The 13,000-nt window shown below is 60.4% G+C and carries 16 protein-coding genes and 1 pseudogene; 5 read left to right on the top strand and 12 right to left on the bottom strand.

The window, feature by feature from the left end; genetic code table 11:
- Window positions 1–138 precede the first annotated feature (138 nt).
- Together ACI77H_RS18660 and ACI77H_RS18655 are read left to right on the top strand one after the other, a co-directional pair.
- Window positions 139–1,098, top strand: coding sequence for an amino acid ABC transporter permease (locus tag ACI77H_RS18660; RefSeq protein ID WP_407013199.1), 960 nt, complete (start codon window positions 139–141; stop codon window positions 1,096–1,098).
- Window positions 1,091–1,825, top strand: coding sequence for an amino acid ABC transporter ATP-binding protein (locus ACI77H_RS18655; protein ID WP_008025241.1), 735 nt, complete (start codon window positions 1,091–1,093; stop codon window positions 1,823–1,825). The genes ACI77H_RS18660 and ACI77H_RS18655 overlap by 8 nt, the downstream gene beginning before the upstream one ends.
- A 157-nt stretch (window positions 1,826–1,982) precedes the next feature.
- Here ACI77H_RS18655 and ACI77H_RS18650 read toward each other — a convergent pair whose 3' ends face one another.
- From ACI77H_RS18650 to ubiE, 11 genes and pseudogenes are all read right to left on the bottom strand, one after another.
- Window positions 1,983–2,696 (bottom strand): methyl-accepting chemotaxis protein, encoded by a 714-nt coding sequence (locus ACI77H_RS18650; protein ID WP_407013418.1) that lies wholly within the window; start codon window positions 2,694–2,696, stop codon window positions 1,983–1,985.
- A gap of 144 nt (window positions 2,697–2,840) precedes the next feature.
- A pseudogene (locus tag ACI77H_RS18645) lies at window positions 2,841–3,899 on the bottom strand (methyl-accepting chemotaxis protein); the annotation flags it as partial.
- A gap of 215 nt (window positions 3,900–4,114) precedes the next feature.
- Window positions 4,115–4,822 carry a 16S rRNA (uracil(1498)-N(3))-methyltransferase gene (locus tag ACI77H_RS18640; RefSeq protein ID WP_407013198.1) on the bottom strand — a complete coding sequence of 236 codons (708 nt, stop codon included), beginning with the start codon at window positions 4,820–4,822 and terminating at the stop codon, window positions 4,115–4,117.
- On the bottom strand, window positions 4,819–5,613 hold the full coding sequence (gene tatC / locus ACI77H_RS18635; RefSeq protein ID WP_407013197.1) for a twin-arginine translocase subunit TatC: 795 nt from the start codon (window positions 5,611–5,613) through the stop codon (window positions 4,819–4,821). Before tatC ends, ACI77H_RS18640 begins: the two co-directional genes overlap by 4 nt.
- Window positions 5,610–6,068 (bottom strand): Sec-independent protein translocase protein TatB, encoded by a 459-nt coding sequence (tatB, locus tag ACI77H_RS18630; RefSeq protein WP_407013196.1) that lies wholly within the window; start codon window positions 6,066–6,068, stop codon window positions 5,610–5,612. The genes tatC and tatB overlap by 4 nt, the downstream gene beginning before the upstream one ends.
- 10 nt (window positions 6,069–6,078) lie before the next feature.
- Window positions 6,079–6,351, bottom strand: a complete 273-nt coding sequence (locus ACI77H_RS18625; RefSeq protein WP_008025233.1) for a twin-arginine translocase TatA/TatE family subunit — start codon at window positions 6,349–6,351, stop codon at window positions 6,079–6,081.
- 25 nt (window positions 6,352–6,376) lie between these two features.
- Window positions 6,377–6,709 carry a phosphoribosyl-ATP diphosphatase gene (locus ACI77H_RS18620; RefSeq protein WP_008025232.1) on the bottom strand — a complete coding sequence of 111 codons (333 nt, stop codon included), beginning with the start codon at window positions 6,707–6,709 and terminating at the stop codon, window positions 6,377–6,379.
- Entirely contained in the window at window positions 6,702–7,103 is a 402-nt protein-coding gene (gene hisI, locus ACI77H_RS18615) for a phosphoribosyl-AMP cyclohydrolase (protein WP_150796910.1), read from the bottom strand. The genes ACI77H_RS18620 and hisI overlap by 8 nt, the downstream gene beginning before the upstream one ends.
- A gap of 80 nt (window positions 7,104–7,183) precedes the next feature.
- Complete coding sequence (ubiB, locus tag ACI77H_RS18610) at window positions 7,184–8,788, bottom strand: ubiquinone biosynthesis regulatory protein kinase UbiB (protein WP_407013195.1); 1,605 nt, start codon at window positions 8,786–8,788, stop codon at window positions 7,184–7,186.
- Window positions 8,785–9,408 carry an SCP2 domain-containing protein gene (locus tag ACI77H_RS18605; protein WP_407013194.1) on the bottom strand — a complete coding sequence of 208 codons (624 nt, stop codon included), beginning with the start codon at window positions 9,406–9,408 and terminating at the stop codon, window positions 8,785–8,787. The genes ubiB and ACI77H_RS18605 overlap by 4 nt, the downstream gene beginning before the upstream one ends.
- The gene (gene ubiE, locus ACI77H_RS18600; protein ID WP_007948968.1) at window positions 9,408–10,178 is read right to left on the bottom strand and encodes a bifunctional demethylmenaquinone methyltransferase/2-methoxy-6-polyprenyl-1,4-benzoquinol methylase UbiE; all 771 of its coding nucleotides are present in this window, start codon (window positions 10,176–10,178) and stop codon (window positions 9,408–9,410) included. The genes ACI77H_RS18605 and ubiE overlap by 1 nt, the downstream gene beginning before the upstream one ends.
- A gap of 155 nt (window positions 10,179–10,333) precedes the next feature.
- Here ubiE and ACI77H_RS18595 point away from each other — a divergent pair, with 155 nt between their 5' ends.
- The 3 genes from ACI77H_RS18595 (at window position 10,334) to ACI77H_RS18585 (ending at window position 12,155) form a co-directional block, all read left to right on the top strand.
- A complete protein-coding gene (locus tag ACI77H_RS18595) occupies window positions 10,334–10,609 on the top strand; it encodes a polyhydroxyalkanoic acid system family protein (protein WP_407013193.1) in 276 nt (91 codons plus the stop codon).
- Window positions 10,610–10,861: 252 nt separating this feature from the next.
- Window positions 10,862–11,284: a phasin family protein gene (locus ACI77H_RS18590; RefSeq protein ID WP_407013192.1), complete on the top strand. Its 423-nt coding sequence runs from the start codon at window positions 10,862–10,864 to the stop codon at window positions 11,282–11,284.
- 10 nt (window positions 11,285–11,294) lie between these two features.
- Window positions 11,295–12,155: a phasin family protein gene (locus ACI77H_RS18585; protein ID WP_407013191.1), complete on the top strand. Its 861-nt coding sequence runs from the start codon at window positions 11,295–11,297 to the stop codon at window positions 12,153–12,155.
- A 199-nt stretch (window positions 12,156–12,354) separates the two neighbouring features.
- Here ACI77H_RS18585 and ACI77H_RS18580 read toward each other — a convergent pair whose 3' ends face one another.
- Complete coding sequence (locus ACI77H_RS18580) at window positions 12,355–12,975, bottom strand: TetR/AcrR family transcriptional regulator (protein WP_150632735.1); 621 nt, start codon at window positions 12,973–12,975, stop codon at window positions 12,355–12,357.
- Window positions 12,976–13,000: the final 25 nt, after the last annotated feature.

Genomic DNA, 13,000 nt, shown 5'->3' with positions numbered 1-13,000 from the left:
CGTCAATCGCCAGCAAGCCGGCTCCTACAGGATTAGCGTCGGACACACCTATTGTGTCCACCCAGATCAACTGTAGGAGCCGGCTTGCTGGCGATGGCGGCCTCCCAGGCGACACAGAATCCGGAACCTGCTTACCCAATGAAACAGAAAAAAGCCCAATGGCCCTGGCACGTGTTGACCGTGCTGGTGTTGATCGGCCTGGCCGGCGCGCTGTATTACGCCACCTCGCTGATGTCCTACGAATGGCGCTGGAACCGCGTACCGCAGTACTTCGCCTACCACGCTGAAGAATCCCAACGCGCCGCCGACATTTCGACGGTCAGCGAGCTGGTGCGCAAGGGCGACAAGGCTGAAGTCACTTTGCGCAACGACGCTGGGGACGAGCAGCGCGTGACCGTCGACGACAACAGCCTGCAAGTCGCCCAAGGCGATGATGTGGCTGAAGGCGACGTGATCGGTGTGACTCGTCATTGGGCTGCCGGACCGCTGATGTGGGGCCTCTGGACCACCTTGTGGTTATCCGTGGTGTCTGGGGTGCTCGGCCTACTGATCGGCCTCGCCACGGGTTTGTGCCGTCTCTCGAACAATCCGACCCTGCGCGACCTCTCGACGATTTACGTCGAACTGGTGCGCGGTACGCCGTTGCTGGTGCAGATTTTCATTTTCTACTTCTTCATCGGCACCGTGATGAACCTGTCCCGGGAGTTCGCCGGGGTCGCCGCGCTGTCGCTGTTCACCGGCGCCTACGTGGCGGAAATCATCCGCTCCGGCGTGCAGTCGATCGCCCGTGGCCAAAACGAAGCGGCGCGCTCCCTGGGTTTGAGCGCGGGTCAGTCGATGCGCCACGTGGTGCTGCCGCAAGCGCTCAAGCGCGTGCTGCCGCCGCTCGCCGGGCAATTCATCAGCCTGGTCAAGGACACTTCGCTGGTGTCGGTGATCGCGATTACCGAGCTGTTGAAAAGCGGCCGCGAAGTCATCACCACCTCGTTTTCGCCGTTCGAAATCCTGTTCTGCGTGGCTGGCCTGTATTTGTTGATCAACCTGCCGCTGTCGAAAATCGCCAGCCGGCTTGAGCGGAGGCTCGCGCAAAGTGATTGAAGTCCGCGATCTGGTAAAAGTCTTCGACACCCGCGGCCATGTGGTGCGTGCGGTGGATAACGTTTCTACCCAAGTGGCGAAGGGGGAAGTGTTGGTCGTGATCGGTCCGTCCGGTTCTGGCAAGTCGACCTTCCTGCGCTGCCTCAATGGCCTGGAAGAATTCGATTCGGGCTCGGTGAGCATCGACGGCCTGCAACTGGCTGACCCTAAAACCGACGTGAACGCCTACCGCCGTGAAGTCGGCATGGTGTTTCAGCACTTCAACCTGTTCCCGCACATGACCGTGCTGGAAAACCTCTGCCTCGCCCAGAAAGTCGTGCGCAAACGTGGCAAGAAGGAGCGTGAAGCCAAGGCCTTGGCGTTGCTGGAAAAGGTTGGCATTGCGCAGAAGGCCAACGAGTTTCCGTCACGCCTGTCCGGCGGCCAGCAGCAGCGCGTGGCGATTGCTCGCGCGCTGGCCATGGAGCCGAAAGTCATGCTGTTCGATGAGCCAACCTCGGCGCTCGATCCGGAAATGGTCGGCGAAGTGCTGGATGTGATGAAAACCCTGGCCGTGGAAGGCATGACCATGGTCTGTGTGACCCACGAGATGGGCTTTGCGCGGGAAGTGGCGGACCGGGTGTTGTTCTTCGATCACGGCAAATTGCTGGAAGATGCCTCGCCCGCCGAGTTCTTCGATGCGCCGAAGGATCCGCGGGCGCAGGCGTTCTTGCGGCAGGTCCTCTAACGGCGGCGACCTTCCGGTCGTCATCGCGGGCAAGCCCGCTCCCACAGGGAGTAGCGGTGTTACTCAGATTGCGTGAACACCGAAAAACCCTGTGGGAGCGGGCTTGCCCGCGATTGCATCCCCTCGGTCCTGTGTGAACCGAGGCCCCCGCATCACCTCAAACCTTGAACCTGCCCACCAGCATCTGCAGATGCGTCCCCAGCCGTGCCAGCTCAACGCTGGAAGCCGCGGTCTCTTCACTGGCGGCCGAGGTCTGCTCGGACACGTCGCGCACGTTCAGCACGCTGCGGTTGATCTCCTCGGCCACCGCCGTTTGCTGCTCGGCCGCTGCGGCGATCTGCTGGTTCATCGACTGAATCGCCGACACGGTGCGGGTGATGCTTTCCAGGGAACCACCGGCGCGGCGGGTCAGTTCGACGCTGCTGTCGGTCAGGGTGCGGCTGTTGTCCATGATGGTCGCGACTTGCTGGGTGCCGCTTTGCAGACCGACGATCAGCTCTTCGATTTCTTCGGTGGACTTCTGGGTGCGCTGCGCCAGGCTGCGGACTTCGTCGGCGACCACCGCAAAGCCACGTCCGGCTTCACCGGCGCGGGCGGCTTCAATGGCCGCGTTGAGCGCCAGCAGGTTGGTTTGCTGGGCGACGGATTTGATCACGTCGAGCACGCTGCCGATCTTGTCGCTTTCGCGTTTGAGATGACCCATGGCTTCGGTGGAGTTACCGACTTCCCTGGCCAGGCGTTCGATTTGAGCGATGGCTTCGCCGACCACCTTGTCGCCTTCGCGAGCCTGCTGATCGGCGGCGAGCGCGGCCTCGGAGGCTTCCTCGGCGTTGCGCGCGACTTCCTGCACGGTGGCGGTCATTTCGTTCATCGCGGTCGCCACCTGGTCGGTCTCGACCTTTTGGCTGTTGACCCCGGCGCTGGTCTGTTCGGTGACTGCGGACAACTCTTCAGCAGCGCTGGCGATTTGCGTGACGCCGTCGCTGATGCCGCCGATCAATTCGCGCAGACCCAACGTCATGCGCTGCATGGCGCGCTGGAGCTGACCGAGTTCGTCCTGACGCTCGGAAACGAGGTTCTGGGTCAGGTCGCCGGCAGCAATGCGTTCGGCGACTTTCAGCGTCTGGCTCAGCGGAATGACGATCTGCCGGGTGATCGCCCACGCCGCGAACAGACCGAAGACCAACGCCAGGGCGGTGGCCAACAGCAGCATGTTCTTGGCGTGCGCGGCGTCGGTGTCGCGCACGATGGTTTGTGAAGCGGTGAGCTTTTTGCTGGCGTCGAGCAGAATGTCGCCTTGAGCGGCCATGCGTTTCAATGCGGCGGCGCTGGCGACCTGAGAGTCTCGGTACTGGCTGACAGCAGCGCGGTAGGCCTTGAGTGAGTCGCTGGCCTGTTGCAGGTTAGCGATGTGCTGTTCCGGCAATCTGGACGGCAGGCTTTCGAGGTTTTTCAACGCATTGTCGATGGCGTCCAGCGCCGGTTGTTCGGCTTCGGTCTTGCCACTGTAGGTATAGCCGCGCACCTGGAAGCGAGCCTGCTGGATCAGTTTGCTCAGGTCGATCACGCTGTTGAAATCGGCAACGCTGTCGCCTTGCAGAAGGGATTTCTCGACTTCGCCCACGCGTGCCACAGCGTTATCGGCCGTGGCACCGAGTTTGCTGCGAGCATCTTCCCGGTTGGCGCCGGCCTGGGTCATGGCGGCGAAGGCTTGTTTGTACTCACTGACCGCAGCCAGTTGCTGGTCGACCATGGCCGCGTCGGCCGGTTGCTCGATCAGTGTGCGCGCGGTTTTCAGCCCTGTGTCGAGCTGGCCGAGGAGGTCGTTGACGGCGCCCGGGCCTTGTTCGCCACGGCGCATTTCGTAATCCAGGCGGGCCAGGCGCAAGTCTTTGGTCAGGTCATTGAGGCTGGCAATGAACCCAAGCTTGTCGCCGCGACTCACCACATCACTCAGGCCGGTCCAGCCGGTGACAGTGATCAACAACGTCAACAGCAGCAGCAGACCGAAGCCGACCCCCAGTTTGCGATTGACGCTGACGTTCCCCAGTTTCTCGGCTAGCCATCGGTACATGCTGCAACTCCCACGGACCACAAGTTGGTTTTATGGGAACTGTATCGGCAGGCGTATGGGGTTCTGTAGGCGCTACCCGATGTATGGGCGAATGATGACCTGTGGGCGTGAAACCGGCTTGCCGGCGATGGCGGTGGGTCATTCACCACATGGGTTGACTGGCTGTCCGCTATCGCCGGCAAGCCAGTCTCGCTCCCACAGGGATGGCGGCGTGTTTAGAACAGGCGTGAAAGCAGCGCGGTGACAGCAGTTTCGACGCGCAGGATGCGCTCGCCGAGCTGCACCGGTTGCAGGCCGGATTTGCCGAGTAAATCGATTTCGTAGGGGATCCAGCCGCCTTCCGGGCCGATGGCCAGGGTCACTGGTTCGTCCAGGCCACGGGGGCAGGGCGGGTAATTGCCGGGATGGCCGACCAGGCCGAGGGTGCCTTCGGTGATCGCTGGCAGTCGATCTTCGACAAACGGTTTGAAGCGCTTCTCGATGACAATTTCAGGCAACACGCTGTCCCGGGCCTGTTCGAGGCCGAGGATCAGTTGCTCGCGAATGGCTTCAGGTTCGAGGAACGGGGTCTGCCAGAAGCTCTTCTCGACGCGGTAGCTGTTCACCAGGACGATCCGTGGCACACCCATGGCCGCCACGGTCTGAAACACCCGACGCAGCATTTTCGGCCGTGGCAGGGCCAGCACCAGGGTCAGCGGCAGCTTGGGCGGTGGCGGTTGGTCGAGGGTGACGCGCAGTTCGGCTTCATCGGCGTCCAGGCGCAGCACTTCGGCCGAGCCCATCAGGCCGCCAATACGCCCGACGCGCATGCTGTCACCCACTTCACAGCGGTGGACTTCCTGCATGTGGGTCAACCGGCGATCACGCAGGATCGCCCGGTCGGCCGCAATGAAATCGGCCGCTTCGAGGAGCAGCAGGTTCACGCTTGGGTCGCTGGCGGCTGGTCGTTGTGATCGTCAACCGGCTGATCATCCGGATGGTCGCCGCGCTTGCTGATCAGGCCGCCGAACAGGATGCCGATTTCAAACAGCAGCCACATCGGTACGGCCAGCAGCGTCTGCGAGAAGATGTCCGGCGGCGTCAGGATCATGCCGACCACGAAGCAGCCGATGACCACGTACGGGCGGATTTTCTTCAGGTATTTGACGTCGACCACGCCGATCCACACCAGCAGCACGACGGCCACCGGGATTTCGAACGCCACGCCGAAGGCGAAGAACAGCGTCATGACGAAATCGAGGTAGCTGCTGATGTCGGTCATCATTTCCACGCCGGCCGGGGTGGCGGCGGCGAAGAATTTGAAGATCAGCGGGAACACCAGGTAATAGGCGAATGCCATACCGGCGTAGAACAGCATGATGCTTGATATCAGCAACGGCACCGCGATGCGCTTTTCATGCTTGTACAGGCCCGGTGCGATGAAGCCCCAGATCTGATGCAGGATCACCGGAATCGCGAGGAACAGCGACACCATCATGGTCAGCTTCAGTGGCGTCAGGAAAGGCGACGACACGTCGGTGGCGATCATCGTCGCACCGACTGGCAGATACTGGCGCAGCGGCGTGGAGACGAAGGTATAGATCTGCTGGGTGAAGGCGAACAACCCGGCGAAGATGATGAAGATCGCCGCTACGCAGCGCAGCAGGCGGGTACGCAACTCGGTGAGGTGCGAAACCAGCGGCATGTGCTGGTCGTTTTCTGGGAGATCGCTCATGGGGCTCGCGGCGGCAAAGTGGTGTCGTGAGGGGCCGGCGGTATCGGCGCGGCGACAGGAGCAACGGGTTCTGCATGCACCACAACTGGCGCCGCTGCAACCGCATCGACAGCTTTTACGGTTTCAGTCGGCGTAGCAGGCGCGGATTCTGTTGTCGACGCATGGATCGTTTGTTCCACCACCGGCTGAACCGGTGTGGCTTCCTGCTGAGTCGGCGTGAAAATCTTCCGCGCCTCCTGCTCCAGCGACAGAATGTGCTCGTTGTGCAGTTGCCGACGAATCTCGTCGGCACCGATTTCACGTTCAACTTCCTGTTTGATCGCGTTGAAGCTGCGCTTCAGGCGCCCGACCCATAGGCCGGCGGTGCGCGCAGCGCCCGGCAGACGTTCGGGGCCCAGCACCAGCAGGGCCACGAGGCCGACGAGCAGCAGTTCAGAGAAGCTGATACCAAACATTAGTCAGTGCTCACACGTCTTTGCGGATTGGCTCTTCGACTTTTTGCGCCTGCACGTCGATAGTGTGCGGCTGGTTCACGGACTGCGTGGTTTGTGGCTGAACAGGCGGGACCGGTTGAGCCGCTGCCGGGTCGGCCGGCTTTTCGTCGTCGTTCATGGCTTTCTTGAAGCCTTTGATCGACTCGCCGACGTCAGTGCCGAGGTTTTTCAGTTTCTTGGTGCCGAACACCAGGACGACAACAACCAGGATGACGATCCAGTGTTTCCAGTCAAAAATGCCCATGTTGCTGCTCCTCTCTAATAGTTGTTCAGGCGGACGGGCGCGAGGCTTTCTCGGCGTGTCCGGACAGACCGAAACGACGGTCCAGTTCATCGAGTACAGCCTGGGGATGCTGACCCAATTGGGCGAGCATGACCATGCTGTGGAACCACAGATCGGCGGTCTCGTAGATCACATCACTGCAGTCGCCGCTGATGGCGGCGTCCTTGGCGGCGATGATGGTTTCGACCGACTCTTCGCCGACTTTTTCCAGAATCTTGTTCAAGCCCTTGTGGTACAGACTGGCGACGTACGAGCTGTCGGCGGCGGCGCCTTTGCGCGCTTCCAGCACCTCGGCCAGGCGGGTCAGAGTGTCACTCATGTGTGTGTCCTGCGGAATAGATGGCGTGCGGGTCTTTCAGAACCGGGTCGACGGTTGTCCAGTCGCCGTTCTCGAAGACGCGGTAGAAACAGCTCTGGCGGCCGGTATGGCAGGCGATGTCGCCGATCTGCTCGACCATCAGGATGATCACGTCGGCGTCACAGTCCAGGCGCATCTCGTGCAGGGTCTGCACGTGGCCGGACTCTTCGCCCTTGCGCCACAACTTGCCACGGGAGCGTGACCAGTAGATGGCGCGGTTTTCGGCAGCAGTCAGTTCCAGCGCTTCGCGGTTCATCCAGGCCATCATCAGGACGCGCCCGGTCTTGTGATCCTGGGCGATTGCCGGCACCAGGCCGTCGGCGTCCCACTTGATCTCGTCCAGCCAGTTTTTCATCTTCGACTCCGACAGCGGGCTCCGCACTTCATTAGCAGAGTCCAACGTTCAAACAGTGTGCCAGTGGATCACACAACTGGCTATCGGCGAACGACCAGATACAAACCGACGGCCATCATGATTCCGGCCGGCCAGTAGGCCAGTTCGTTCAACGGACCGCCCACGGCCAGTATTGCGCCGCCGGCCAGGTGCGCGGTGCCGAGCAGGCGCAGGAACCAGTCGTCCCGACGACGATGCCACGGTGGCGGTGGGTCGTAAGCGTGGGGCTGTGACATGCGTTCGAGCAGGTCGCGCGCCATGTTGGCCAGGTGCGGCAGTTGTTCGAACTGACTCTGCACGTTGCCGAGCAAGGCTTTGGGGCTGACTCGCTCGCGCATCCAGCGTTCGAGGAACGGTTGCGCGGTGTTCCACAGGTCGAGGTCCGGGTACAGCTGACGGCCCAGCCCCTCGATGTTCAACAGGGTTTTTTGCAGTAGCACGAGTTGTGGCTGCACTTCCATGTTGAAACGTCGAGCGGTCTGGAACAGGCGCATCAGCACCTGGCCGAAGGAAATATCTTTTAACGGTTTTTCGAAGATCGGTTCGCAAACGGTACGGATCGCCGCTTCGAATTCGTTGAGTTTGGTTTCCGCCGGCACCCAACCCGAGTCGATGTGCAATTGCGCCACGCGCCGGTAATCGCGTTTGAAGAACGCGAACAGGTTGCGTGCCAGGTAATCCTGGTCTTCCGGGGTCAGGCTGCCGACGATGCCGCAGTCGATCGCAATGTACTGCGGGCTCCACGGGTTGACGGTGCTGACGAAGATGTTGCCGGGGTGCATGTCAGCGTGGAAAAAGCTGTCGCGGAACACTTGGGTGAAGAAGATCTCCACGCCGCGCTCGGCGAGCATTTTCATGTCGGTGCGCTGGTCGGCCAGGGTCGCGAGGTCGGTGACCTGAATGCCATAGATGCGCTCCATCACCAGCACTTTCGGTCGGCACCAATCCCAATAGACTTGCGGCACGTACAGCAGCGGCGAGCCTTCGAAGTTGCGCTTCAACTGGCTGGCGTTGGCCGCCTCGCGCAACAGGTCGAGTTCGTCGTAGATGGTTTTTTCGTAGTCCAGAACCACGTCCACCGGGTGCAGCAGTCGCGCATCCGCCGAGAGTTTTTCCGCGGTGCGGGCGAGGATGAACAACCACGCCAGGTCTTGCGCGATGATCGGCTTCAGGCCGGGGCGAATCACTTTGACGACGACTTCTTCACCGGTTTTCAGCTGCGCGGCATGCACCTGCGCCACCGACGCCGAGGCCAGCGGTTCGACGTCGAAACGGCTGAACACTTCACTGATCTTTTTGCCGAGTTGTTCTTCGATCAGCTTGATCGACACTTGCGAATCGAACGGCGGCACACGGTCCTGCAGCTTCATTAGCTCATCGGCGATGTCTTCCGGCAGCAGGTCGCGTCGGGTGGACAGGATCTGCCCGAACTTGATGAAAATCGGCCCCAGGTCCTGCAGCGCCAGACGCAATCGCGCGCCCCGGCTCAGGTCCAGCGGCTTGCGCGGGAACCAGCGCCACGGCAAGGCGTAGCGCAGCGCCAGCAGAAACCACGGCAGCGGCAGGGCGAACAGCAGGTCATCGAGGCGGTAGCGAATCACAACGCGCTGGATGCGCAACAAACGGCGGACGGCAAGCAGCTTCATGCGTTATCGCTTGGGTCGAGGGATCGGGAAAGGCGCTCGAAACGCGCCTCGAGACGTTCCAGATCGAGTTTGATCTGGTCCAGTTCACTGAATCGGGCTTCGGCTTCGCGCTGACCGACGAGGGTGCGCGATTCTTCGGCCAGGTACTCGCCCAGGTTCTGACCCAGGCTGGCAAATCCTTGCTGATACCAGCGTGCGCGGCTGCGCAGGTGGCCGCCGACCAGGTACGTGGCCACAGGTCCCAGCCAGCGCGAGAGTTCGTACTCCCAGTCCAGTTCGAGGTCCTGGAGGATCGCCGCCAGTTCCAGCAGCACGCCGCTGTCGCCGTCGAGTTCGACTTCAGGGCCATGCAGGACCGAGGTCTTGTCCTTGCTCACCGCCAGTTTCAACAGGCTGGAGGCCGGTGCACGCAAGGTGCAGTCGGCGCCGGTTTCCCAGTGGGACGCCAACATCAAGCCTTCATCGCTGGGCAGGATGAACAGTTGCAGCGCCGGGCTGCGGCAGTCGACGGCAATCACTCTGCCGCTCAAATGCGCCAGCCGCGGCAGCGCCGTGCTGTCGAGACGCAGTACCCGGTTCAGACCGAGTTCAACGCTGGCGAGCAGACCGGCCAGCAACATCAGGGTTTGATGCCGCGGTGCAGGGCGACGATGCCTGCGGTCATGTTGTGGTAGGTCACGCGGTCGAAACCGGCCTCGACCATCATCGACTTCAGGGTTTCCTGATTCGGGTGCATGCGGATCGATTCGGCCAGGTAGCGATAGCTTTCCGAGTCGTTGGTGATCAGCTTGCCCATCAGCGGCATGAAGGCGAACGAGTAGGCGTCGTAGGCCTTGGACATCAGCGCGTTGGTCGGCTTGGAGAATTCCAGCACCAGCAAACGGCCGCCCGGTTTGAGTACACGCAGCATCGAACGCAAGGCGTCTTCTTTATGCGTCACGTTGCGCAGGCCGAAAGCGATGGTCACGCAGTCGAAATGGTTGTCCGGGAACGGCAGCTTTTCAGCGTCGGCCTGAACGAATTCGACGTTACCGGCCACACCCAGATCCAGCAGGCGGTCACGACCGACCTTGAGCATGGATTCATTGATGTCGGCCAACACCACCTGGCCGGTCGGGCCCACGAGGTGTGAGAATTTTTTGGTCAGGTCGCCGGTGCCGCCGGCAATGTCCAGCACGCGGTTGCCGGTGCGAACGCCCGACAGTTCGATCGCAAAACGCTTCCACAAACGGTGCATGCCGCCCGACAGGAGGTCGTTCATCAAGTCGTACTTGGCAGCTACCGAATGGAAAACCTCAGCGACTTTTTCCGCTTTTTGGCTTTCCGGAACGTTTTTGAAACCGAAGTGCGTGGTGGGTTCGGCATCGCTGCCTTTGCGCTGATCAGTCATATCGCTGTCACCAGAAGAGAATGCGGGACATTCTAATCCCGGTGGCCTGCTTTGTCTTGGCAAGGCTGAAGGTAAGATGTAGAACCGCCGGGACGTTTTGCCGCAGCAGCGGTCAAGATGCTTCAGGAAAGTATTCATAAAGCAGGAGTCATTCGATGGCCCGTATTAGTGTTGAACGTGCCCACGGCCTGGGCAAGGAAGCGGCCCGCGAGAAGGCCGACCAGTTGGCGCAGAAACTGTCCGATCAATATGGCCTGGAGCCGCAGTGGTCCGGCGACACCCTGAACCTCAAGCGTTCCGGGGTGAAAGGCGCGGTGCATGTCAGCGAAGCTTCGATCCGCGTCGATGTGGAGTTGGGCCTGATGATGTCGGCCATGAGCGGCATGATCAAATCGGAAATCGAAAAGGCCCTCGATAAAGCGTTGGTCTGACCCGGTTCTTTCTGTGAAACACGATCCCTGTGGGAGCGGGCTTGCCCGCGAAGAGGCCGGAACATCCGCAATAAATTTTGTGGTTGATCCATCGTCTTCGCGGGCAAGCCCGCTCCCACAGGTTCGGTGGCGTTCCGACTACTTGTTTATGTCAGTTGTTAGGGTGCCGTTTCTAATTTTTCTCCCTACTTTGTGCATGAGCCCGACACTTGCGCGGGCAGTTCCTCAAACCTTTTGCGCGTGAGGTGCACCATGGCCAAAGTTATTTTGAAGAAAAAAATCGACGCTTCGACAACCGCTCTGAGCGACGTCAAATCCTATGCCCGCAAGATCTGGCTGGCAGGCCTGGGTGCCTACGCCAAGGTCGGCCAAGAGGGCAGCGAATACTTTCAAGAGTTGATAAAAGAAGGTCAAACTGTTGAAAAGAAAGGCAAAAAGGTAGTTGCCGAGAAACTTGAAGCCGCTAACGCCGAGATCGATGAAGCCAAGAGCGAAGTGAGCACGTTCAAAGGCAAGGTCGAAGTTCAACTCGACAAGGTCGAGAAGGCTTTTGACTCGCGTGTTGCAAGTGCCTTGAATCGTATCGGCATTCCGTCTAAACATGACGTTGAGACACTGTCTGCTAAGCTCGATGAGTTGACGGCATTGCTCGAACGCGTCGCGCGTAAATCTTAAGGAGAACGGGATGGCTGGTAAAAAGAACACCGAAAAAGAAGGCAGCTCGTGGATCGGGAAAGTCGAAGACTACTCCCGCAAAATCTGGCTGGCTGGTTTAGGCGTGTACTCGAAGATCGACACTGACGGCAGCAAGCTCTTCGATACATTGGTCAAAGACGGCGAGAAAGCAGAGAAGCTCACCAAGAGCGCTGTCGGCAAGAAAGTCGATGACGTCAAGGACTCCGCTTCCTCGGCAAAATCGCGCATCACTGGCGTGAAAGATCGTGCGCTGGGCAAGTGGGATGAGCTGGAAGGGGCTTTCGACAAGCGCCTGAACAGCGCCATTTCGCGCTTGGGTGTACCGAGCCGTAATGAAGTGAAAGCGCTGCACAGCAAGGTCGATACCCTGACCAAGCAAATCGAAAAACTCACCGGTGCCAAGGTTGCGCCAGTTGCGGCGAAAACTGCAGCCGCCAAACCAGCGACCAAAACCGCTGCCAAGCCACTGGTAAAAGCTGCCGCCAAGCCGGCTGCCAAACCCGCCGCGAAAGCAGCGGCCAAGCCGGCTGCCAAAACGGCCGCAGCAAAACCTGTAACAGCCAAGCCAGCGGCCAAACCGGTCGCCGCCAAAGCCGCAGCTAAACCAGCTGCCAAGCCTGCAGCGAAAACCGCAGCCGCCAAACCGGCAGCAAAACCTGCTGCAGCGAAAAAGCCTGCAGTGAAAAAACCGGCAGCGCCGAAAGCCGCTGCACCAAAACCAGCAGTGGCGGCCGCCAAACCGGCAGCCCCGTCGACTCCGGTCAGCACTTCGAACTCTGCTACCGCGCCGACCCCTGCTGCAACCCCGACTGCCGCGCCAGCTCCATCGACGCCAACCAGTCAGTCCTGATTTCAGGGCTCAAAAAACGCCCGGCCTGCAAAGGTCGGGCGTTTTTGTTTGCGCACGAATCTTAGAGCGCAGCAGTACCCCTGTGGGAGCGGGCTTGCTCGCGAATACGGTGGGTCATTCAGCATTTATGTCGAATGACCCACCGTATTCGCGAGCAAGCCCGCTCCCACAATTGTTTTGTGTATAGCCCGAAATTCCGCTACTCGTGTTCTTCGAGGTATTGGAGCGCCAGTTGCTCGGTCGCGACCTTGATCGGCGGCAACAAGTGCGGCGCCACCAGCATCATGATCTGATACACCACCAACCTCACTTCACCCTCGCGATCCAGAATCCGCTGATAATCCAGCGAGAACAGCAGCGTCATGGTGATCTGTTCCACCAACTGCCCCAACGCCTGGGTGTCGCTGACCAACTGCCCTTGAGCCTTCAACCGAGCCAGCAATGACGCCAGTGTGCGCTTCAGCGCATTGAGCAGGTTGCGGATTCCTTTGGCCAGTTTCGGCAGGCGCCCGGCGAGGTTCGACAGGTCCTGGAACAGAAACCGGTAATGAGCCAGGCGCTCGACGATCAAATGTAGAAACAGCCAATAGTCTTCAGGGGCCAGTTCCACGTCGGACGGCGGATCGAGCAGCGGCGCAAGCTCCGCCTGGAAGCGCTCGAACAACCCGAGAATCAGCGGTTCCTTGCCGTGGAAGTGGTAGTAGAGGTTGCCCGGGCTGATGCCCATTTCGTTGGCAACTTCCATGGTGGAGACGTTTGGTTCGCCCTTCTGATTGAACAACTGCAGGGCACATTCGAGGATCCGGTCGCGGGTTTTCATCCAGTCTTCTTAATGGTCAGTTCAT

The organism is Pseudomonas sp. O230 (assembly GCF_045447035.1).
Classification (GTDB): domain Bacteria; phylum Pseudomonadota; class Gammaproteobacteria; order Pseudomonadales; family Pseudomonadaceae; genus Aquipseudomonas.
The sequence above is the reverse complement of the archived record's forward strand: the minus strand, read 5'-3'. Positions and strand labels throughout refer to the sequence as shown.